Annotated in this window: 23 protein-coding genes; 8 read left to right on the top strand and 15 right to left on the bottom strand. The window is 57.3% G+C overall.

The features are described 5' to 3' along the window. Nucleotides 1-4 precede the first annotated feature (4 nt). Together U2949_RS17195 and alr are read right to left on the bottom strand one after the other, a co-directional pair. Nucleotides 5-721: an SDR family oxidoreductase gene (locus U2949_RS17195; protein WP_009461640.1), complete on the bottom strand. Its 717-nt coding sequence runs from the start codon at nt 719-721 to the stop codon at nt 5-7. Nucleotides 722-739: 18 nt separating this feature from the next. After that, the gene (gene alr / locus U2949_RS17190) at nt 740-1,870 is read right to left on the bottom strand and encodes an alanine racemase (RefSeq protein WP_026484349.1); all 1,131 of its coding nucleotides are present in this window, start codon (nt 1,868-1,870) and stop codon (nt 740-742) included. 70 nt (nt 1,871-1,940) lie between these two features. On the opposite strand from alr, the gene hpnC reads away from it, so the two are divergent. The 3 genes from hpnC to hpnE are packed head-to-tail and all read left to right on the top strand — an operon-like array spanning nt 1,941 to nt 4,954. Then, nucleotides 1,941-2,801 (top strand): squalene synthase HpnC, encoded by an 861-nt coding sequence (gene hpnC / locus U2949_RS17185; RefSeq protein ID WP_321289021.1) that lies wholly within the window; start codon nt 1,941-1,943, stop codon nt 2,799-2,801. 6 nt (nt 2,802-2,807) lie between these two features. Next, nucleotides 2,808-3,671 (top strand): presqualene diphosphate synthase HpnD, encoded by an 864-nt coding sequence (gene hpnD, locus U2949_RS17180; protein ID WP_257724215.1) that lies wholly within the window; start codon nt 2,808-2,810, stop codon nt 3,669-3,671. Continuing rightward, the gene (hpnE, locus tag U2949_RS17175) at nt 3,668-4,954 is read left to right on the top strand and encodes a hydroxysqualene dehydroxylase HpnE (RefSeq protein WP_257724216.1); all 1,287 of its coding nucleotides are present in this window, start codon (nt 3,668-3,670) and stop codon (nt 4,952-4,954) included. The genes hpnD and hpnE overlap by 4 nt, the downstream gene beginning before the upstream one ends. A gap of 16 nt (nt 4,955-4,970) precedes the next feature. Here the strand turns inward: hpnE and speG are convergent, their stop codons facing one another. The 4 genes from speG to alaC all read right to left on the bottom strand — a co-directional run bounded on the left by speG (nt 4,971) and on the right by alaC (nt 9,731). Beyond that, nucleotides 4,971-5,528, bottom strand: coding sequence for a spermidine N1-acetyltransferase (speG, locus tag U2949_RS17170; protein ID WP_042484305.1), 558 nt, complete (start codon nt 5,526-5,528; stop codon nt 4,971-4,973). Between the two features lie 311 nt (nt 5,529-5,839). Next, nucleotides 5,840-7,249 (bottom strand): threonine synthase, encoded by a 1,410-nt coding sequence (gene thrC / locus U2949_RS17165; protein ID WP_257724218.1) that lies wholly within the window; start codon nt 7,247-7,249, stop codon nt 5,840-5,842. Next, entirely contained in the window at nt 7,249-8,547 is a 1,299-nt protein-coding gene (locus U2949_RS17160) for a homoserine dehydrogenase (protein ID WP_094196014.1), read from the bottom strand. The genes thrC and U2949_RS17160 overlap by 1 nt, the downstream gene beginning before the upstream one ends. Further along, a complete protein-coding gene (alaC, locus tag U2949_RS17155; protein WP_026484343.1) occupies nt 8,544-9,731 on the bottom strand; it encodes an alanine transaminase in 1,188 nt (395 codons plus the stop codon). Before alaC ends, U2949_RS17160 begins: the two co-directional genes overlap by 4 nt. 167 nt (nt 9,732-9,898) lie before the next feature. Here alaC and U2949_RS17150 point away from each other — a divergent pair, with 167 nt between their 5' ends. The 5 genes from U2949_RS17150 (at nt 9,899) to U2949_RS17130 (ending at nt 14,661) form a co-directional block, all read left to right on the top strand. Further along, nucleotides 9,899-10,342: an Mth938-like domain-containing protein gene (locus U2949_RS17150; protein WP_009457563.1), complete on the top strand. Its 444-nt coding sequence runs from the start codon at nt 9,899-9,901 to the stop codon at nt 10,340-10,342. Then, nucleotides 10,339-10,806 (top strand): peroxiredoxin, encoded by a 468-nt coding sequence (locus U2949_RS17145; RefSeq protein ID WP_009457565.1) that lies wholly within the window; start codon nt 10,339-10,341, stop codon nt 10,804-10,806. The genes U2949_RS17150 and U2949_RS17145 overlap by 4 nt, the downstream gene beginning before the upstream one ends. Before the next feature lie 52 nt (nt 10,807-10,858). After that, nucleotides 10,859-12,583, top strand: coding sequence for a PhoH family protein (locus U2949_RS17140; protein ID WP_026484342.1), 1,725 nt, complete (start codon nt 10,859-10,861; stop codon nt 12,581-12,583). Between the two features lie 117 nt (nt 12,584-12,700). Next, complete coding sequence (gene pdxA / locus U2949_RS17135; RefSeq protein WP_257724227.1) at nt 12,701-13,693, top strand: 4-hydroxythreonine-4-phosphate dehydrogenase PdxA; 993 nt, start codon at nt 12,701-12,703, stop codon at nt 13,691-13,693. Continuing rightward, nucleotides 13,690-14,661, top strand: coding sequence for a bile acid:sodium symporter family protein (locus tag U2949_RS17130; RefSeq protein WP_257724221.1), 972 nt, complete (start codon nt 13,690-13,692; stop codon nt 14,659-14,661). The genes pdxA and U2949_RS17130 overlap by 4 nt, the downstream gene beginning before the upstream one ends. A gap of 144 nt (nt 14,662-14,805) precedes the next feature. Here the strand turns inward: U2949_RS17130 and U2949_RS17125 are convergent, their stop codons facing one another. The 9 genes from U2949_RS17125 to U2949_RS17085 form a co-directional block, all read right to left on the bottom strand. Then, on the bottom strand, nt 14,806-16,176 hold the full coding sequence (locus U2949_RS17125) for a replicative DNA helicase (RefSeq protein ID WP_257724222.1): 1,371 nt from the start codon (nt 16,174-16,176) through the stop codon (nt 14,806-14,808). 274 nt (nt 16,177-16,450) lie between these two features. After that, complete coding sequence (gene rplI, locus U2949_RS17120; RefSeq protein ID WP_026484339.1) at nt 16,451-16,906, bottom strand: 50S ribosomal protein L9; 456 nt, start codon at nt 16,904-16,906, stop codon at nt 16,451-16,453. 18 nt (nt 16,907-16,924) lie between these two features. After that, nucleotides 16,925-17,197 (bottom strand): 30S ribosomal protein S18, encoded by a 273-nt coding sequence (rpsR, locus tag U2949_RS17115; RefSeq protein WP_003802444.1) that lies wholly within the window; start codon nt 17,195-17,197, stop codon nt 16,925-16,927. An 89-nt stretch (nt 17,198-17,286) separates the two neighbouring features. Next, the gene (gene priB / locus U2949_RS17110) at nt 17,287-17,604 is read right to left on the bottom strand and encodes a primosomal replication protein N (protein ID WP_026484338.1); all 318 of its coding nucleotides are present in this window, start codon (nt 17,602-17,604) and stop codon (nt 17,287-17,289) included. Between the two features lie 13 nt (nt 17,605-17,617). Continuing rightward, nucleotides 17,618-18,016: a 30S ribosomal protein S6 gene (rpsF, locus tag U2949_RS17105; RefSeq protein ID WP_026484337.1), complete on the bottom strand. Its 399-nt coding sequence runs from the start codon at nt 18,014-18,016 to the stop codon at nt 17,618-17,620. Between the two features lie 143 nt (nt 18,017-18,159). After that, the gene (folE2, locus tag U2949_RS17100) at nt 18,160-18,963 is read right to left on the bottom strand and encodes a GTP cyclohydrolase FolE2 (RefSeq protein ID WP_026484336.1); all 804 of its coding nucleotides are present in this window, start codon (nt 18,961-18,963) and stop codon (nt 18,160-18,162) included. A gap of 149 nt (nt 18,964-19,112) precedes the next feature. Beyond that, nucleotides 19,113-20,978 (bottom strand): 1-deoxy-D-xylulose-5-phosphate synthase, encoded by a 1,866-nt coding sequence (gene dxs, locus U2949_RS17095; RefSeq protein ID WP_321289013.1) that lies wholly within the window; start codon nt 20,976-20,978, stop codon nt 19,113-19,115. Nucleotides 20,979-21,091: 113 nt separating this feature from the next. Further along, a complete protein-coding gene (locus U2949_RS17090) occupies nt 21,092-22,000 on the bottom strand; it encodes a polyprenyl synthetase family protein (protein ID WP_026484334.1) in 909 nt (302 codons plus the stop codon). A 1-nt stretch (nt 22,001) separates the two neighbouring features. Further along, entirely contained in the window at nt 22,002-22,268 is a 267-nt protein-coding gene (locus tag U2949_RS17085) for an exodeoxyribonuclease VII small subunit (protein WP_257724225.1), read from the bottom strand. Between the last annotated feature and the right edge of the window lie 21 nt (nt 22,269-22,289).

Raw genomic sequence — 22,289 nt, 5'->3', positions numbered from 1 at the left:
TTCCTTAACGTCCGGCCAAGCTGCCGCCGCCATCCACGCCCAGATTCTGGCCGGTGATATAAGCAGCTTCATCGCTTAGCAGGAAGGTGACCGCAGCAGCCACTTCGGCCGCCTGCCCAAAACGTCCCAAAGGAATGGAGGACAGGCTGCGCTGTTCGGCTTCACTGCCGACGGGATGATTGGCACGGAACAATTCGGTTTCGATCGGACCAGGAGAGACCGCATTGACGGTAATGCCGTAAGGAGCCAATTCCAGTGCCCAGGTGCGGGTACAACCCAGCAAGGCACTTTTGGCCGCGGCATAGCTGGTGCGATCGGAACCGCCGTGCACAACACGACTGCAAATATTGACGATGCGGCCTTCCTTGCGCGCTTTCATCGAAGGGATGAAAGCTTGGGCCACTTGCACCGCCACACGCACATTCAGGTCAAACACCTGATAAAGATTGCCCAGGTCCACCTGACCAATCGGTTCGGGCGCGACCATACCTACGTTGTTCACCACCGCATCGACGGGATATTTTTCGCGGATAACGCGCAGCATTTCCTCGGTTTCGCCTGCATTGCTCAAATCGCAGGAGTACAGATATCCGGGGAAATCAATGCTTTCGGTGTGGCGGGCCAGACCCACAACGTGGGCCCCGGCATCGGCCAGTCTTTGGCTGATTGCCCAGCCGATTCCTTTGGTAGCGCCGGTAACGAGTACACATTTATTTTTCATGGCTATGCCTTGTTGGTGTTAATCCTGGATGATGCGCGGCACGCGTGGCGCCACCGCGCAAATCAATTCGTAGCCCAGGGTTCCGGCTGCCGCAGCAACCTCATCCACACTGGGCCCGCCTTGACCGAACAACACCGCCTGACTGCCTACACCGGCGGCGGGCACCGGGGTCAGGTCGACTGCCAGCATGTCCATGGACACACGACCGAGCAAACGAGTGCGCACACCGTTCACGGTAATGGGGGTGCCAGTTCCCGCGTGACGCGGGTAACCGTCGGCATAGCCACAAGCCACCACGCCAATACGCATGGCCTGCTCGGCAATGTACGTATGGCCGTAGCCAATGCCCTCGCCCTGCTTGACGCCGCGCACGCTGATCAGCTCGGCTGCCAGCGTCATGCCAGGCTGCAAACCGAAGTCCTCGGCGCTGATGTCCGCAAAAGGAGAGCTGCCGTACAGACAGATACCGGGGCGTACCCAGTGATCCGGACCGGAGGGCATGTATGCACCCAGGTCAGGGCTTAGTGTTGCCGCTGAATTGCACACACTGACCGGGCCCGGCAAGCCGTCGGTGATCCGGTTAAAGCAGCGAATCTGCTCCAGCGTGGCGTCGATATTGTCGTCAGCGCGCGCAAAGTGCGTCATGCGCCCCACGGTTCCCAGCTTGCCCGCTTTTTGCAGACGCTGAGCGCGCTCGAAGGCGGCGGGGTAATCGTCCACGCTGAAACCCAGACGATTCATGCCGCTATTGAGCTTGACCATGGCATTCAAGGCCACCCCGCCCTTCCACTGCTCCAGCATCTTGAGCTGCTCGTGGCAATGAATGACAGTGGTCAGGCCAAACTCGGCCAGCACATCCAGATCTTCAGGCTGGAAAAAACCTTCCAGCAACATGATGGGGCCGGTCCAACCGGCAGCCCGACAACGTATGGCTTCCTTCAGGTCCAGCATCGCCATGCCTTCGGCGGCACTGAATGCCCGCACCGCATTTTCGATGTCATGACCGTAAGCATTGGCCTTCATGACGGCCCAGATATGGGGCCGTTTTACGCCGGATGGAGCCGTGGCGTTATTCAGGCTCTGAATAACCATATCGAGATTGTGACGCAGTGACGCAATATGAATGGTGGCCGAGATAGGACGTGGCATGGTTCTCCCCGAAGCAATACGAAAGTCTAAACCAGCCCTAGTGGAAACGAAAGCCGTATACTGGCGGACTATGTCTATCGAGCACTATGAAAACTTCCCTGTCGCCTCTGTGCTGCTACCTCGTCGGCTACGCCGACCGGTCACCGATATTTATCGTTTTGCCCGCAGCGCCGACGACATTGCTGATGAAGGCGATTTAAGCGCTGCCGAGCGCCTGGAACTGCTGGCGCAGTTCGAAGCCGGAATAGAACAACTGCAGTATCACCAGCCCGTCCTGGCCGATACCCCGCACAGTGAAATTTTTGTTCCTTTGGCCAGCAGCATCAGCAACTTCCAGTTGCCGCTCAAGCCTTTTCTGGACCTGCTGTCTGCGTTTCGCCAGGATGTCACCACCCATCGCTATCGCGATATGGCCCAGGTGCTGGATTACTGTACCCGCTCGGCCAACCCCGTTGGCCGCTTGATGCTGCATCTGTATGAAGCCCACAGCCCGGAGCTGGTCGAGATGGCCGACTCCACCTGTACGGGGCTGCAATTGGTTAATTTCTGGCAGGACGTGGCACTGGACTGGCACAAGAACCGTGTCTATATCCCGCAAGACCTGCTGGCCCAATATGATCTGGATGATGATTACATCCAGGCCCGTACCCAGCTGCTGCGTCAGCCCGAGGCCGATGCACGCTGGCAGGAAATGATGCAGTTGCTGGCTACCGATGCCCGTCAACGCCTGCAAGCCGGGCTGCTGCTGTCCAGCTATCTGTCCGGGCGCATCAGCCTGGAACTGAAAATGATGGTATTGGGCGGCCTGCGTATTCTGGAACGCCTGGAAGCGGTAAAGTTTGATGTCTTCAGCCATCGTCCCACCCTGTCCCGCCTGGACTGGCTACGCCTGATTACCCGCGGCTTGAGCCGTACCCCTTACCGACCCTGAACGTCCATGAGCCCAGACGAGTATTGTCAGAACAAGGCAGCCCAAAGCGGCTCCAGTTTTTACTACGCCTTTTTGTTTCTGCCGCCTGAACGCCGCCGTGCCATCACGGCGCTGTACGCGTTTTGCCGCGAGGTAGACGACGTGGTGGACGAGGTTCACGAAGAATCGGTTGCCCGCATGAAGCTGGTCTGGTGGCGCACGCAAGTGGCCGATCTGTACGAAGGCCGTGCCCATCACCCGGTCATGCAGGCCCTGGCGCCTCATATCAAGGCGTTCGACCTGCCTCAGGACGAACTGCTGGCCGTGATTGACGGCATGGAAATGGATCTGGACCAGGTTCGCTACCAAAGCTGGAGCGAGCTGGAACGCTACTGTTGGCACGCCGCCAGCGTGGTGGGGCTGCTGTCGGCGCGTATTTTTGGCCAAACCCAGGAGCAGACCAGCGATTATGCCCAAAAACTGGGCCTGGCTTTTCAGCTGACCAATATTATCCGTGATGTAGGCGATGACGCTCGTCGTGGCCGTATCTACCTGCCTCAGGAAGACCTGGACAAGTTTGGTGTATCGCCTCACGAAATCCTGGATCAGCAGCATTCGGAGCGCTTCGAGGCCCTGATGGCCTTTCAAACCGAACGCGCCCAGGACTTGTACCGCCAGGCCATGCGCGCCCTGCCCGCCGCTGATCGCCGGGCGCAACGCCCAGGCCTGTTGATGGCCGCCATCTACCATGCCCTGCTGGTGGAAATTGCCAATGATCGTTGGCATGTGCTGGAACAGCGCATTTCGCTGACACCCATTCGCAAATTCTGGTTGGCCTGGAAAACCTGGGTATCGGGCGGCCACAGCTTGCAACGCAAACTGGGCCGATGAAAGTCGCCGTTATCGGGGCGGGCTGGGCGGGCTGTGCCGCCGCCTGGCGACTGAAGACGCAAGGCCATCAGGTCAGTGTCTTTGAAGCCTCGCGCCATATAGGCGGGCGTGCCCGCCGCATCCACAGCCCCAATCTGGGGCGTGATACTGATAACGGCCAGCACATCATGCTGGGCGCCTACTCCGTCATTCTGGGTTTGATGGGAGAAATCGGGCTGGACGAAGCATCCCGTCTTGAACGCAAAGATCTGGACGTGATCTCGGCCGATGGGCGCTTTCGCCTGCGCAACCGCCCCTTGCCTGCCCCGTTCCATTTATTGACCGGCCTGCTGGGTGCCCAGGGCCTGAGCTGGACGCAGAAAATCAAGCTGGCACGTTTTTGCCGCTGGCTGATGAAACAGCAATGGCGCACCCCGGATGGTCTGACGGTTTTGCAGCTCCTGGAGCAGCATCAGCAAGACAGCCATGTCATCCGTTTGTTCTGGCAGCCGCTCTGCGTGGCGGCCATGAACACGCCCATTGAGCAAGCCTGCGCCCAACTATTTGCCCATGTCTTGCGCGACAGCCTCGGCGGCCCCCGGCAAGCCAGCCAAACCTTGATTCCCTTGATGGATTTAAGCCAACTGTGGTGCGAGCCCGCCCTGCGTGATATTCAGCTACAGCTGGGCCACAGAGTACAAAGACTGGAACTGACAGAGACAGGTGTACAAATTGACGGCCTGCAGTTTGATGCAGCCATTGTGGCCTGCCCGCCCGTCCAGGCTGCACGCCTGCTGCATAGCCTACCCAGCAGCCCGGCCAGCGAACAACTACTGGCCGATCTGGAAGCCTTCAGCTACATCCCTATTGCCACCCTGTATCTGGAATTGGAGCAAGCCTGGAATCTGCCCCATTCCATGTTGATGCTGGACGATAAAAGCGGCAGTGGTGGCCAATGGCTGTTTGATCACAGCACTCTAAAACCGGGCAGCGGTGAAACGTTGGTGGGGATCGTCATCAGCGATGCTGTGCGCCTGCAAGCGCTGGACCGCGAGCAAGCCATTGCCGCGATCATCGAGCAGGTACGCAGCCAGACCCGGCACCTGAAAGCCATGCCTGCCATACGGGCCAGCGAGCTGATTATCGAAAAACGGGCTACGTTTGCGGCTGTGCCCGGTCTGCGTCGCCCATCGGTAGCGACACCTTGGCCAGCTATTCGTCTGGCAGGCGACTGGACCGATACCGGCTACCCCGGTGTGCTGGAAGGCGCTGTGCGCAGCGGGCTGAAAGCGGCGCATCTGTAAGGGCCACGACTGAGCACTATTGCGCCGACGGTGTCAGCAAAGTCTGCGCGGGCTTATGAGCCGCCAGAAACTCCTGCTGAAACAAGCACATGCGCACCACATCCCGATATTGGCCGTTAATGAAGAACTCGTGCTTGAGCTCGCCTTCCACCTGAAAACCAAACTTCTGATAAATGTGGATAGCCTTGTGATTCTCCTTGTCCACAATCAGCACGATCTTGTACAGGTTCAGCACCCCAAAGCCGTACTCGATAGCCAGCTTGGTCGCCCGCGAGGCAATGCCCTTGCCCTGGAACTCCGGCGCAATAATGATCTGGAACTCTGCCCGGCGGTGTACATAATCAATTTCCACCAGCTCCACCACACCGGACGGCTGCCCTTCCCACTCCACAACGAAACGACGTTCACGCTGATCGTGAATATGCTCATCGTACAGAGCCGCCAGCTCGCCATAGGTTTCGTAAGGTTCCTCGAACCAGTAGCGCATCACGCTGGCGTTATTGTCCAGCAAATGCACAAAGCGCAAGTCTTCGCGCTCCAGCGGGCGTAATTTAACGTGAGTCGTTTTACTCATGATTTTTCTATCCTTTCTCTATGTTCGATAGACGAGCCGCCTATCTGCCTATACCAAAGGCCATAGACATCATGCCCGCATATCGTGTGTTTTTGATGAAGGCCTGATAGAAAAAGTTCAGTTGGCTGCAAAACCGCAGCCCGACCAGTCTTGCGGCAAAACCGGCCAAAAACGCAAAAACCCCGATTTCTGCTTTCCTGCATAGCAAACTGAACTTCAGTCAGGCCAGCAGGAATATCAAAATCGGGGTTTGAAACGACTACCTGGCCGCCATGGCTGCGCCAGCACAGGGCCAGCGCAGATAGCGGGCATCAGGTTGGGGCGTGTTCCTCGATGTAGCGACGTACTTGAGCTACATCCGAATCCATCACCACCACTTTCTGTGGCAAGTCTGCCAGACTGGCCAGGTGCGCTGGCACCGGAGCGGGCTGACCAATCGCTTCTTCGATTGTCTCGGAGAACTTGGCAGGCAGCGCGGTTTCCAGCACCAGCATGGGGATGCCTTCTTCGCGGAAGTTCTGAGCCACCTTGACGGCGTCTGCCGTGTGCGGGTCGATCAGAGTCTGGTACTGCTTGTTCACCTGAGCAATGGTGTTCAGACGATCCTGGTGCGAGCTGGCGCCGGCCACAAAGCCGAACTCTTCCTGGAAGCGTGGCAGATGCTCGCTCAGGTCGAATTGGCCTTCTTTGGCCAGTTGCTCCCACAATGCCTTGACCTTGCTGCCATCACGGCCCAGCAGATCAAACACGAAGCGCTCGAAGTTGGAGGCGCGGGAAATGTCCATGGATGGGCTGGACGTGGCGTAAGTTTGCTCGGAACCACGGGGACGATAAATACCGGTGCGGAAGAATTCTTCCAGCACGTTGTTTTCGTTGGTGGCCAGAACCAGCTTGGCGATAGGCAGACCCATCTGACGAGCAATGTGGCCCGACAGAATATTACCGAAGTTACCCGAAGGAACGGCAAAAGAGACTTTCTGACCCGCCTGGCTGGTGCTTCGCAACCAGCCCCAGAAGTAGTACACCACCTGAGCGGAAATACGGGCCCAGTTAATGGAGTTCACGGCACCCAGATGCCATTTGGACTTGAATTCCAGATCGCCCGCCAAAGCCTTGACGATGTCCTGGCAATCATCGAACACACCCTTCACCGACAGATTGTGGATGTTTTCGTCTTGCAAGGAGTACATCTGAGCGCGTTGGAAAGCACTCATGCGACCGTAAGGCGAGAGCATGAACACGCTGACGCCACGCTTGCCGCGCAAGGCGTATTCAGCCGCCGAACCCGTGTCGCCGGACGTGGCACCCACAATGTTCAAGGTGCTGTTGCGCTGTGTCAGCACGTATTCGAAAACCTGGCCCAGGAACTGCATGGCCATGTCTTTAAAAGCCAGAGTTGGGCCTTGGGACAAGCCCAGCAAGGAGAAACCGGGTTCCAGTTCCTTGACCGGTACCACCTGCTCGCTGTCGAACACGCCGGGGGCATAAGCACGTGCCGTCAAGGCGGACAGTTCATCAGCCGGAATATCGGTGACAAACAGGCCCAGCACTTTGGCGGCCAGTTCGGGGTAGCTCAGGGCGCGCCAGGATTCCAGTGTTTCTGCACTGACTTGAGGGTAGCTTTCTGGCATGGCCAAACCGCCATCCGGAGCCAGGCCTTCCAGCAGGATGTCCGAGAATGGCTGGGCCTTCATGCCGCCACGAGTAGAGATGTAATTCATTACAGGTTCTCCACGCGCAAACGGGTCACGGCAGACTGCACAAAAGGCAAATTCTGAATCTGGCTGATCGCGCCATTAATGGCACCTTCACGCGCTTCATGCGTCAGGAAGATGATGTCAGCCTGTTCACCGGCTGGCTCCTGGAACATGGAACCGATCGAGATCGAGGCTTGCGCCAGAATGCGAGCCACATCAGCCAGAACGCCAGGACGGTCATCCACACGCAAACGCAGGTAGTACGAGGACACCACTTCATCCATAGGCAGGATGGGGGTATCGGACATGGCGTTGTGCTGGAAGGCCAGGTAAGGCACGCGGTGTTCGGGTTCTGCCGTTTGCAGACGGGTCACGTCGACCAGGTCGGCTACCACCGCCGAAGCAGTTGGCAAGGCGCCGGCACCGGCACCGTAGTACACGGTCTGGCCCACGGCATCGCCATGCACCAGTACCGCGTTCATGGCACCTTGGACATTGGCCAGCATGCTTTGCAGCGGAACCAGTGTGGGGTGTACGCGCAGCTCAATACCTTCTTCACGGGCGCGGGTAATACCCAGCAGCTTGATGTTGTAGCCCAGGCGCTGTGCGTGTTGCAGGTCTTCCAGTGCCAGGCTGGTAATGCCTTCCACGTGGGCCTTGCTGAACTGCACCGGAATACCGAAGGCCAGGGAGGCCAGCAGGCTCAGCTTGTGCGCCGCGTCCACCCCTTCAATGTCGAAAGTAGGATCAGCTTCGGCGTAGCCCAGACGCTGGGCATCGGCCAGGGCTTCAGCAAAGCTGACGCCACGGTTGCGCATTTCGGACAGGATGTAGTTGGTGGTGCCGTTGATAATGCCGGCCAGCCACTGAATACGGTTGGCCGTCAGGCCTTCGCGAATTGCCTTGATGATAGGAATACCACCGGCCACAGCGGCTTCAAATGCCACCATGACACTGCGCTCGTGAGCCGCGGCAAAAATCTTGTTGCCATGCTTGGCCAGCAGCGCCTTGTTGGCGGTGACCACGTGCTTGCCCTGGGCAATGGCTTCCATGACCCACTCGCGTGCCAGGGTGTCGCCACCCACCAGCTCGACCACAATATCGATCTCGGGGTTGCGCACCACATCCATGCCGTCTGTGGTCAGGGTGACGTCGTCCCCAACCAGCGCACGTGCCTTTTCCAGGTCACGCACAGCAATAGCGACCACCTCAATACGGCGACCGGCGCGGCGAGCGATTTCATCTGCATTGCGTTTCAATACGTTCCAGGTGCCGCTGCCAACCACACCCAAACCCAGCAAACCTACTTTGATAGGACTCATTGAACAAATCCGTCCTTACGGAACATTTCTTTGATGCCGCGTACCGCCTGACGGGTACGTTGCTCGTTTTCGATCAGCGCAAAGCGCACATAGTTGTCGCCATACTCACCAAAGCCGATGCCGGGGGATACGGCTACTTTGGCATCGCTCAGTAAGCGCTTGGCAAACTCCAGCGAACCGATGTCCTTGTAGAACTCGGGAATCTTGGCCCAGATATACATTGATGCCTTGGGGACATCGACCATCCAGCCTGCTTCATGCAGGCCCTTGGCCAGTACGTCGCGACGGCGGCGGTACTGCTCCACCACCTCGCTGACACAATCTTGTGGCCCTTCCAGCGCCGCAATGGCGGCCACCTGAATCGGTGTGAAGGTGCCGTAGTCGTGATAGCTCTTGATACGTGCCAGAGCATTGACCAAGGACTCGTTGCCCACCATGAAACCAATACGCCAGCCGGCCATATTGTAGCTTTTGCTCATGGTGAAAAACTCGACCGCTACATCGCGTGCGCCTTCCACCTGCATGATGGAGGGGGCCACGTAGCCGTCAAAGGTAATGTCGGCATAGGCCAGATCATGTACCACCAGAATATTGTGCTCGCGTGCCAGCGCCACAATACGCTCAAAAAAGGACAGTTCCACGCACTGGGCCGTCGGATTGCTGGGAAAACCCAGAATCATCATTTTGGGCTTGGGAATGGACTCCCGCACGGCTTTTTCGATTTCCTCGAAAAAGTCCACGCCTGGGACCATGGGTACCGAACGGATATTCGCGCCGGCAATGACGGCACCATAGATATGAATGGGGTAGCTGGGGTTGGGCACCAGCACGGTATCGCCCTTGTCCAGCGTTGCCAGCATCAAGTGGGCCAGACCTTCTTTGGAACCGATGGTAACGATCGCTTCACTATCAGGATCCAAGTGCACATTGTAGCGGCGCTCGTACCAATTGGTCACGGCTCGGCGCAGACGCGGAATGCCTTTGGAGACAGAATAACCATGAGTGTCCGGGCGGGTGGCCGCCTCGACCAGCTTTTCCACGATGTGCGCCGGTGTCGCACCGTCCGGGTTCCCCATGGACATGTCGATAATGTCCTCGCCACGACGGCGGGCGGCCATTTTCAGCTCGCCGGTAATGTTGAACACGTAAGGCGGCAAACGCTCGATGCGCGGAAAGCGAATCATGACATTCCTTGAGAAGAAAACAGCGAAGACCCAAACCAAAAGGTGCGAAGTAAATCAAAGAGTTTAATCCATGATTGACTTACTGAGAATCACTGCAAACAGATCAGGTGCCGCATCGTCCCTGACTCTTTGCGCTATCATCGACCCTGTAACGGGAGAGACTCATCGTGCAACTGCAACGCGAACACAATCCAGCCATGAATGCCATCACCGCTTACGGTGAGGACTATGTGGCAATCAACTTTCAAAACCACGATCATTCCATCTTCTTTAGCCCTGAAGGTCCTGTGCAGGACCTGGCCATTCAAAGCGCAACCGAGCTGACAGCCCCGTTGCTGCGCCGGATTGCCGGACTGGAATCGGTCAAGCAAGACCCCATGGCCTTTCTGGACGATGCCCCACCGGCGCGCCCTGACAACGCCCCCGAATTGATCTTGATTGGGACTGGCCAGCGCCAGCACTTCTTGCACCCGGCTGTCACGCAGGAAATGCTGCAGTGGGGCATAGGTGTGGAAATCATGGATACCCAGGCCGCCGCCAGAACCTACAATATCCTCATGTCCGAAGGCCGCAAAGTTGTCGCCGCCTTACTCATACAGGAAAAAGCATGACAGCCCTACAAATTGGTGCCCCCATCCCCGACTTTTCCGTGCCCTCCACCCAGGGCGAGTTCAGCGCCGCTGACCTGAAAGGAAAAATGACAGTGTTGTACTTTTACCCCAAAGACAACACGCCGGGCTGCACCACCGAGTCCCAGAATTTCCGCGATGCCCTGCCCGAATTTCAGGCTGCAGGCGCGCAAATCATTGGCGTTTCGCGCGACTCGCTCAGTTCGCACGAACGTTTTATCGACAAGCAAGCCCTGACTTTCCCTTTGCTTGCCGACACCGAAGAGCGCTTGTGCGAACTGTTTGGGGTCATGAAAATGAAAAACATGTACGGTAAACAGGTACGTGGCATCGAGCGCAGCACCTTTTTGATCGACGCCCAAGGTGTGTTGATTCAAGAATGGCGTGGCATCAAAGTGCCCGGCCACGTCCAAGCTGTATTACAGGCTGTCCAGCAAGCCGCCTGAAACCTTACCGTGCCGGCCTGCAGGTCGGCACACAACCAGGAGTACGTGTTATATGCCGCTACCAACGTTGCCCACCAAGCTGGGAACCCTGCTTAGCGAAAAAGATGACAGTGTCATCCTTGCCGATCCACCCGTACCACTAGACGAACCCGACACTCCCCCCGCCAGCCCCCCAGCCGCCCCCAGTAAAGCGGCTGCTACGCCACGCTCCAAAAAGCCTGCGCCCGTCAAAACGGCGCCTGCGGCCCCCGCAGCAGCGCCTGCGCCCGCCAGTGTGGCCAAAGCAGCTCCCAGCAAAAGCGCTGCCGCCAGCCCTGCCCACGCTCCCAAGCCTGTCGCCGGCGCAGCCAGCAAACGCACCCGTCTGGCCCCCACCCAGCGCAAATTGTTTGTGCTGGATACCAACGTCTTGCTGCACGACTCCAATTCGCTGTTCAAGTTTGAAGAGCACGACATCTTCCTGCCCATGATGGTGCTCGAAGAACTGGATCACCAGAAAAAGGGCCTGTCTGAAGTGGCTCGCAATGCGCGTCAGGTCAGCCGCTCCCTGGAAGGTCTGGTGGGCGATCATGGTCTGGACAAGCCCATCAATCTGGATGGCATCGGCAATACCGAAGCGCGTGGCGCCGTCACCTTCCAGACCAGCGCTCTGGATACCACCCTGCCTATCCAGCTGCCGCTGGGCAAGGCGGACAACGCCATTTTGGCCGTGGTCAATGCCCTGACCCAGAGCATGCCCAAACGCGAAGTGGTGCTGGTGTCCAAAGACATCAATATGCGCCTGAAGGCCAAGGCACTGGGCCTGCTGGCCGAAGACTACCGCCACGATCACGTTCTGGATGACTCCGACCTGCTGTATGACGGCGTCATGCCCTTGCCGGACAATTTCTGGACCAAGCACGGCAAGAACATGGAATCCTGGCAACAGGGTGGCACCACCTTCTACCGCATCAGCGGGCCGCTGTGCAGCCAGTTCATGGTCAACCAGTTCGTGTTTACCGAAGGCGACGATCCCTTGTACGCCCAGGTACGCGAAACCGCTGGCAATACCGCCGTACTGGCCACCTTGCGCGACTACAGTCACGGCAAGAACAACGTCTGGGGCATTACGGCTCGCAACCGCGAACAGAACTTTGCCCTGAATCTGTTGATGAACCCGGATTTTGATTTCGTCTCCCTGCTGGGCCATGCCGGTACGGGTAAAACGCTGCTGGCCCTGGCCAGTGCGTTGACCCAAACCCTGGAGACCAAGCGCTACAACGAGATCATCATCACCCGCGCTACCGTGCCTGTAGGGGATGACATCGGCTTCCTGCCCGGTACCGAGGAAGAGAAAATGCAGCCCTGGATGGGTGCGCTGGAAGACAACCTGGAAGTCCTGCACCTGGGCACCGGCAAGTCCTCCAGCAACCTGAACAATCCGCAAGGCACCGAGGCTCCGCGCAACTCCACCATGGAACTGGTGCGCTCCAAGATCAAGGTGAAATCCCTGAGCTTCATGCGGGGCCGTACCTTCATGAACAAGTTCCTGATCATCGACGAGGCCCAGAACCTGACGCCCAAGCAGATGAAAACACTGGTGACGCGCGCCGGTCCAGGAACTAAAATTGTCTGCCTGGGCAATATTGCCCAGATCGACACGCCCTACCTGACCGAGGGCAGTTCGGGGCTGACCTACGTGGTAGACCGATTCAAAGGCTGGCCGCACGCAGGCCACATTACCTTGCAACGTGGTGAGCGCTCCCGTCTGGCCGATTACGCCAGCGACGCACTCTAAACCGAATCTCTACTCACTCAAACCGGGTCCTGGACCCGGTTTTTTTTTACCGCCAGGCTGCATCAAGGCCAACAAGCACAGCAAAGATGCAGCGTGGAGGATTTTTTAATGACTGCTATGAAACGTACCGCACAGCCCATCGGGCTTACCATGGGCGATGCCGCTGGCATAGGCCCGGAAATTATTGCCCGCCTGATTGTTGAAGGCTTGCCCCACCCTGCCGTGGTTTATGGCGATGCAGGCGCAATGCGCCGTGCCCTGGTACTGATTGGTGCCGCTCAAGACTGGTACGTCGAGGAAGTGGAGCAGCCCGTTTGCACGCCCAAAGGGGTAATTGCCGTACTGAATCGCTGGCAAGCCCTGCCCGAAGATCTGCCCTATGGTGAAGTTCACGCCCAGGCCGGACGCGGTGCCTACGAATACCTGTGCCACGCGATTGATGACGCCCAGGCTGGCCTGATCCGTGCCATCGTCACTGCCCCGCTGAACAAGCTGGCCATGCAAAAAGGCGGTATCGATGCCCCCGGCCATACCGAGATTCTGGCCGAGCGCAGCCACACCGAGCACTACGCCATGATGCTGGCTAACGAACACTTGCGCTCCATTCTGGTCACCATTCACGAACCGCTGGCCCGTGTCCCCTCCCTGATTACTACAGAACGCGTGCTGCAAACCATACGACTGGCACAACTGGCCTGCACCCAGGCCGGAATCGCCAAGCCCCGTGTGGCCGTCGCTGGCCTGAACCCCCACGCGGGTGAAGGCGGCAAATTTGGTTTGGAAGATATAGAACAGATCACACCGGCTATTGAACAAGCCTGCGCTGAAGGCATCCAGGCCAGCGGCCCCTGGCCTGGCGATACGATTTTCATGCGGGCTCGTCAGGGAGAGTTCGATATTGTGGTTGCGCAATACCATGACCAGGGGCTGATTCCCATCAAGCTGCTGGGTCTGGACGAAGGCGTGAACGTGACGGTGGGCCTGCCCTTTATCCGCACCAGTGTGGACCACGGCACGGCGTACGACATTGCCGGACAGGGCAAGGCCGACGCCTCCTCCTTGGGCTATGCCTACCGTATGGCTCTTTCCATGAGCGCGCATCAAGCATGATCAAGCGCTTACCGATTGACCCGTTTTTGCTGAAGCTGTTTGCCACTGTTGCTCTTGCCAGCCTGCTGCCCGCCCAAGGTTGGGGCGTGCCTCTGTTTCAACACATCACGCAGATCGCGATTGCCCTGCTGTTCTTTCTGCATGGTGCCCGCCTGTCTCGTGAGGCTATCTGGGGCGGCTTGTCCCACTGGCGTTTGCACCTGTTGATTCTGTCCGTCACCTTTGTGCTCTTCCCTATTCTGGGCAGTGGCGTGGCGGCTGTGCTGCGTCCCTGGCTAACCGACAATCTGTACCTGGGAATTCTGTTTCTGGCCTGCCTGCCCAGCACCGTGCAATCTGCGGTGGCGCTGACCGCAATGGCTAGAGGGAATGTGCCGGTGTCGATTTGCAGCGCCTCGGCCTCCACCTTGCTGGGGGTGTTCATCACTCCCCTTCTGGTCGGCATCATGCTGGCGGGTGCGACTAGCGCCCAGGCCACCGTGTCGCTGGAGGCGGTGGGAAAGATCATGCTGCAGCTATTTTTTCCCTTTGTCTTTGGGCATATGCTGCGTCCCTTGATCGGCTCTTGGGTCATGAAGCGCCAGCAACTGCTGAAAGTCGTGGATCAAGGCTCGATTCTGCTAGTGGTGTATACGGCTTTTTCAGGCGCGGTGGTGGGCGGTCTGTGGTCCTCCACCCCACTCAGTGCCTTGGGGCTGATTGTGCTCTCCAACGCTGTTCTGCTGACCTTGGCGCAATTGCTGGCCTGGAATCTGGGGCGCTGGCTGGGCTTCTCCTTTGAAGACCGTGTCAGCCTGCTGATGTGTGGTTCCAATAAAAGCCTGAGCAGCGGCATCCCGATTGCCAACGTGATTTTCCCCAGCGCCATGGTGGGGCCTATCATCTTGCCGATCATGTTGTTTCACCAATGGCAGTTGCTGGTGTGCGCGTGGCTGGCGAAAAGACTGGCTGCTCGCAGTGAACACTAAGAGAACGGCAAGCCACCTTGCGTAGCTGCCCATACAGACTGAACAATGAATAAAAAAGAGGCATACCGCGGTATGCCTCTTTTTTTTCCTGATCTCTGCTCAACAGACTCGACCGCCCGCACACCGAAGCAGCCACTGTGCTTCTTAATTCGGCATGTAATCCAGAAAGCGCGTACTGGCGCCAGCAAAGGTCAGACGAACCGAACCAATAGGGCCGTTACGCTGCTTACCAATAATGATTTCAGCCGTGCCTTTATCAGGCGAGTCTGGGTTGTAGACCTCGTCTCGGTAAATAAACAAGATCAAGTCAGCATCCTGCTCAATAGCCCCCGATTCCCGCAAGTCACTCATCACAGGACGTTTGTTGGGGCGTTGTTCCAAGCTTCGGTTCAACTGCGACAAAGCAATCAAGGGACAATTCAATTCTTTGGCCAGACCTTTCAAGGAACGACTGATTTCAGAAATTTCCGTTGCCCGGTTCTCGCCACCGCTTGAGGACATCAGCTGCAAGTAGTCGATGATGATCAAGCCCAGTTGCCCACACTGTCGTGCCAGACGTCGAGCTCGTGCCCGCACTTCCATGGACGACAGGCCGGGCGTTTCATCAATGTAAATCTGGGCTTCCTGCACCTGCTGCACGGCATGTGTCAGACGCGGCCAATCGTCGGCTGTCAGCTTGCCGGTACGCATACGGTGCTGGTCCAGCAACCCGACCGAACCGACCATACGCATGGCCAACTGCACCGCGCCCATTTCCATGGAGAACACGGCAACGGGCAAACCCTGGGCAATCGCAACGTGCTCGCCAATATTCATGGAGAACGAGGTTTTACCCATGGAAGGCCGACCCGCCACAATCACCAGGTCGCCTGGCTGCAAGCCTGACGTCATCTTGTCCAGGTCAATAAAGCCAGTTGGCACCCCGGTTACTTCCGAATCACCTTCGCGGTGATACAGCTCGTCAATACGTTCCACCACCTGGCTTAGCAGGGGCTGGATTTCCAGAAAGCCTTGCGAGCCACGCGCCCCTTCCTGGGCAATCTGAAACACACGGGTTTCCGCCTCGTCCAGAATCTGACGAGCCTCCTTGCCCTGCGGATTGAAGGCGGCCGAGGAAATATCATCAGCCACGGTGACCAGCTTGCGCAGCGTGGAACGCTCGCGCACGATCTCGGCATAGCGGCGAATATTGGCAGCCGATGGCGTGTTGTGAGCCAGAGCATTCAAATAGGCCAGCCCACCCACCTCTTCCTGCTTGCCTGCAACCGACAAGGACTCAAAGACCGTGACGACGTCAGCAGGACGGGCCAGACCAATCAAGCGGGTAATGTGTTGCCAGATCAGCTTGTGATCAAAACGATAAAAATCCTCGTCGGTGACAATATCGGCCACCCGGTCAAACGCGGCATTATCGAGCAACAAGCCACCGAGCACCGACTGCTCCGCCTCAATGGAATGAGGCGGGACCCTGAGGTAATCCAGCGTTGAATCGGATTTGGCTGACGTGCTTTCCATGCATATACCTTCAAATCAAGGAAAAAAATCGACGCCGCAGCCAACAGAATGTGTTGTGCGGGCTTGAACAGTATGTGTATCTGGGGTCAGAACAGTCAGGCTCAACAGCATGTTTGGCTGACAGGACCGGATGCGGCAGCACAGTCACGCGGCAGGCGTGCTGGCTCTCTTCGAACAGAATGAAGAGAAAACAAAAAAGCCGGCTTGCACCGGCTTTTTTGAGCTTGGCAGATACACTCCATGAAAGAATGTACCATGCGTCAACGCACTAGTCTTAGGCGACGTCGCCTTGAACCACAACGCTGATTTCAGCGATCACGTCAGGGTGCAGAACAACCTGAACGGGGTACTCGCCAACGGCTTTCAGGTGACCGTCGGACAGACGAACCTGAGTCTTGACCAGGTCGGCAAAGCCAGCATTTTGCAATGCATTGGCGATGTCCATGGTGGTCACGGAACCGAACAGACGACCGTCCACGCCGGCTTTTTGAACCAGAGTGAAAGTTTGGCCGTTCAGCTTTTCGTTCTGAGCCTGAGCAGCGGCCAGCTTTTCAGCTTGCAGCTTTTCCAGTTCGGCACGGCGTGCCTCGAACTCTTGCAGAGCGGCAGCCGTAGCACGGCGAGCAACTTTGCGTGGCAGCAGGAAGTTACGAGCGTAACCATCACGTACGCGCACGACATCACCCAGATTACCCAGGTTGGCGACTTTTTCGAGCAAAATAACTTGCATGACTAAGGTTCCTCTGGATTATTTGTGGTTGTCGGTGTACGGCAACAGAGCCAGGAAACGAGCGCGCTTGACAGCGGTGTCCAGCTGACGCTGGTAGTGAGCTTTGGTGCCCGTCAAACGTGCAGGGATGATCTTGCCATTTTCCTGGATGAAATCACGCAGGGTGTCCAGATCTTTGTAATCAATTTCTTCAACGCCAGCGACGGTGAAGCGGCAGAATTTGCGGCGCTTGAACAGTGGGTTCTGTTGTGCAAATTTGCGTTTTTTGTCTTTGCCTCTACGGAAAGCCATTTTGTGCCTCGTTAGTAACCGGGCTATACCCGGAAGAATTCAGTGTGAAGCGAGGTGTTGAACACTTCGCGACGATCGAGCCAGACCAGTCAAACCGTAACAGAGCCTTGTCCCGGAAAGTGACGCTGATATTGCTGCACATGCAGCACCAGTCGCGTCGAGCCTTTACGGGCTGGGGCAATAAAACCTTGTAGTTGCAAACGGGCTCCCAAAGGAGTGTCTGCCAGACCCAATGCATTATTTCCCAGAGCCACTACCTGCATCGTCAAGACGATTTGCCGGGAGTGACCGGCTTCCATTACGGAAGATTCGTGTTCCAGGACCAATTCCAGAGCTGGGACACCCGCCGGCGTATAACGCAAAGGCTTGATGTCGATAAGCTGACCGGCAAGAGAGAACTGGTTCACGCAGTCGGAGCTATTACTCTTCAGCTTGAGCTTCGGCTTCAGCGGCTGCAGGAGCGCTGGCTTCAGTACTTGCTTTACGTGCTTCTTCGCGTTCGACGGACTTCATCATGACCGAAGCGCCTTCAGGGGCTTTCTTCGTGCCAGCGACGAGGTAACGCAAGATAGCGTCGTTGTAGCGGAAGGAATGCTCCAGCTCGTCCAGGGTGGACTGACCGCATTCGATGTTCAGGCACACGTAGTGAGCCTTGACCAGTTTCTGGATTGGGTAAGCCAGTTGACGGCGGCCCCAGTCTTCCAGACGATGAATAGCACCGCCTTCGGAAGTAACAATCGCCGAATAGCGCTCGATCATGGCGGGCACTTGCTCGCTTTGATCGGGATGCACAATGAACACTACTTCGTAGTGACGCATGGAACAACTCCTTGTGGATATCGCCTGCTACCTGCTGTAAAACCAGTCAGGCACCAAGCGCGACAGCCCGCCCATTCAATCCGGGTCGAGCAAGAAACCATAGATACTAGCACCAAGAAAGGCTGGCTGACAAGCCAAAAGCCTTAGCCCTGCACACTTGCGTAGGCAGAGTGATTATGAATCGACTCAAAATTCTCGGCTTCGATGCTATAACGCAACACTCCGGGCAGGCTGCGCACGCTGACGGCCACATCACGCACCAGGTCTTCGACAAACTTGGGATTGTCGTAAGCGTATTCAGTGACGTATTTTTCGTCAGTGCGCTTGAGCAAGCCCCACAGCTGGCAGGACGCCTGCTCTTCAACCGATTTGATCAACGTAGGCAAGTCCAGCGCAGCCGGATCCGCAAACACGGCCTGCACGGTAACGTGCGAGCGTTGATTATGAGCACCGTACTCCGAAATTGCCTTGGAGCACGGGCACAGGCTGGTTACAGGAACCAGCACGGACAATTCAAATTCGGGCTGGGCATCCACACCGACGCGTGCTGTCCAGCTGACGGTGTAATCCATCAGGCTGGCCACACCGGATACGGGCGCCACTTTTTCCAGGAAAACGGGGAAGGTGGCTGTCATGTCGCCACGCCCGGCATTGAGCAAAGGCAGCATGGCCTGGGCCATCTGCACAAAACCGGCGGGCGTCATGGCTTGACGGCGGTACTCTTCCAGCAAAGCCACAAAGCGCGACATATGGGTGCCTTTTTCTTCGGGTGGCAAGGCCACCGTCAACTCCCATTGCGCCACGGTGGGCACGGCCTGCCCTTGCAGGTCCAGCATCATCGGATGCCGCACCCCGCGCACACCCACGCGCTGAATCGCAACACGGCGTGTATCCGTGCTGCTTTGCACATCTGGCATGGCCAAAGGCGATTCCGACACTGTATTCATATCCATCAGGTTCAGCCACGACAGAGCCGCAACCGTAAATAAAAACAATAATGAATTATTATCTTACGCTTATCGCAAGCGAGGTTCGATAACCTTAACAAGAACGCGCATATTGGGGTATTTAAACCCTAAACTGTGCAGAAATTGCCTCACGCCTCAAGCAAACTTGAGAAACGTTCACGAATGGAGCGCTCGATGCCAGCGGCATCCAGGCCCAGATCCTGAGCAATTTTCTTCTGATCGCCGTGATCGATGAACTCGTCAGGGTAACCCAGTTGCAATACCGGCATTACCAGCGCTTCACGGCTGACAAACTCCAGCACCGCGCTGCCTGCGCCACCCATCAAACAGCCCTCTTCCACGGTCACAAAAGCCTGATGGCCTTGTGCCAGCTCTTGCAGCAAGGCTTCGTCCATGGGTTTCACAAAACGCATATCTACCACGGTGGCATCCAGAGCCTCGGCTGCTTTCAGGGCTTCGTGCAATACAGGACCAAAAGCCAGAATGGCCAGGTTCTTGCCCTGACGGCGCAGATTGGCCTTGCCCAGCGGCACGGTATGGAGCTCCTGATCCACTTCAGCACCGATCCCGGCTCCGCGCGGATAGCGCACCGAGCTGGGCCCTGGGTGCTGATAACAACAGGTCAACAGCAAGCGGGTTTCGTTTTCGTCCGAAGGCGTGGCCACCACCATATTCGGAATGCAGCGCAAAAAGGCAATGTCGTAATTACCGGCATGCGTTGCCCCGTCTGCGCCCACAATACCGGCGCGATCCAGCGCAAAAGTGACATCCAGATTCTGCAGGGCCACATCGTGAATCAGTTGATCGTAGCCGCGCTGCAAAAAGGTAGAGTAAATCGCCACAACCGGCTTTTGCCCTTCACAGGCCAAGCCACCGGCAAAGGTCACGGCGTGCTGTTCGGCGATACCCACATCGAAATAACGACGAGGGAATTGTTGCTCGAACTCCACCATGCCACTGCCTTCACGCATGGCGGGGGTAATACCGTACAGACGCTGATCCTGCTTGGCCATATCGCACAGCCACTGACCGAAGATCTGCGTAAACGTAGGGCGCGGCTTGGTCGTAGGCGTCACCAAACCCACAGAAGGATCGAATTTGCCTGGACCGTGGTAGAGCACCGGATCGGCTTCAGCCAGCTTGTAGCCCTGCCCTTTACGGGTCACCACATGCAGGAACTGCAAACCACCCAGATCACGCAGATTGCTCAAGGTAGAGACCAGCGCATCCAGATCGTGGCCATCAATCGGGCCTACGTAGTTAAAACCCAGCTCTTCAAACAGCGTGGCCGGAGACAGAATCCCCTTGGCGTGGCCTTCAAACTTGCGCGCCAGCTCCAGCACAGGCGGGACATGCTGCAAGACAGTACGGCCTACATTCTTGGCAGCGGCGTAGAACCGGCCCGACATCAGGCGAGCCAGATAATGATTCAAGGCGCCCACCGGCGGCGAGATCGACATGTCGTTGTCGTTCAACACCACCAGCACATTTACATCGGGCGTCACACCGGCATTGTTCAGGGCTTCAAACGCCATACCGGCCGTCATCGCGCCATCACCGATCACGGCAATGTGCTGACGCTCGATCCCGGCATTGCGCGAGGCCACGGCCATACCCAATACCGCGGAAATCGAGGTTGAGGAATGCGCCGTACCAAAGTCGTCGTACTCGGACTCGGAGCGTTTGGGAAAACCGGAGATGCCATCTTGCTGACGCAAACCACTCATCTGATCGCGGCGGCCAGTCAAAATCTTGTGCGGATAAGACTGGTGACCCACATCCCACACGATACGGTCGTGGGGAGTCTCGAACACATAGTGCAAGGCAGTGGTCAATTCAACCGTGCCCAGATTGGACGACAAATGCCCACCGGTTCTGGATACGGATTGCAGAACAAACTCGCGCAGTTGTCGTGCCAGCTCGGGAAGATCACGTTGATCAAGCTGGCGCAAGTCGGCGGGAGACTGGATCTGCTCTAGGGAAACGGTTGTCATACTAAAGACGTCTATCCGGGCAAATAAGTGAAACGACTGTCTAAAAACAATCGCCAATCGGCTATTGTAAAACGCTTCGCGGCCTGTGCCAAAGTAGCACAGGCCCGCGTCGCTTAATGATTGCGACCCACGATGTAATCAGCCAGTTGCGTCAGACGTGCCGCAGCAGGTCCCAAAGGACGCAAGGCCAACTGGGCCTGCTCATTCAGAGCACCGAGCAACTCGCGCGATCCGTCCATACCCAGGATGGAGACATAGGTGGGCTTGTTATCGGCGGCATCTTTACCGGCTGTCTTGCCCAGCGTGGCGGTATCAGCCGTCACATCCAGAATATCGTCCACCACCTGGAAGGCCAGACCCACGGCCTGGGCGTACTCTTCCAAACCGTTACGCACGGTAGAGGAAGCCCCCGCCACAATACCACCCAGCAAAACGCTGGCTTGCAACATGGCACCGGTTTTCATGCTGTGCATCTCTTGCAACTGATCACGGTCCAGGGCCATGCCCACGCTGGCGCAATCAATAGCCTGACCACCGGCCATCCCGGCACTGCCCGCGGCCTGAGCCAATTGGGTAATGGCTTGCACAATCAGTGCAGGGGCAATCGGCATTTGTGCCAACAACTCGAAGGCCAAGGGTTGCAAGGCATCGCCAGCCAGCATGGCGCAAGCTTCATCAAACTGAACATGGGTGGTCGGGCGACCACGACGTAATTTGTCGTCATCCATGCACGGCAAGTCGTCGTGAACCAGCGAGTAGGCGTGGATCAATTCCACCGCCGCCGCTGCCAGCTCCAAGGCTTTCAGTTGGGCAGCCGCCATGGGCTTGCCTTGCAAGGCAGCCTCACCGGCGGCATACACCAAGGCAGCGCGCACGCGCTTGCCACCACCCAGCACGGAGTAGCGCATGGCTTCGTGCAAACGAGCAGGTTCCTGGCTGACAGGGGGCAGCAATTGCTCCAGTACGGTCTCAGTCTGCTCAACCCGCGCCTGCAGCCAATCAGAAAAACTGGTAGAACTCATCTTAACTATCTCCAACAGCTTCATCCCCGGACAAGGGGCGCAGCAGATTGCCTTGCAATACGCTGACTTGTTCTTGTGCAAGGTCCAGCTTGCGCTGACACAACTGGGCTAATTCAACGCCCTGCTCGTAAGCCTGCAAAGCCTGCTCCAGCGGCAATGCCCCGCTTTCCATGCGAGCGACCAGCGCTTCCAGTTGCGCCAGAGCGGACTCGAAATCCTGCTGGACTGGCGCCTGGGCGCTTTGATTATCATCGCGAGATTTAACCATAACTATTCCTGATCAATGAGG

It is taken from the genome of Alcaligenes phenolicus (assembly GCF_032063905.1).
GTDB lineage: Bacteria > Pseudomonadota > Gammaproteobacteria > Burkholderiales > Burkholderiaceae_B > Alcaligenes > Alcaligenes phenolicus.
This window is presented reverse-complemented; position numbering and strand designations above follow the sequence as displayed.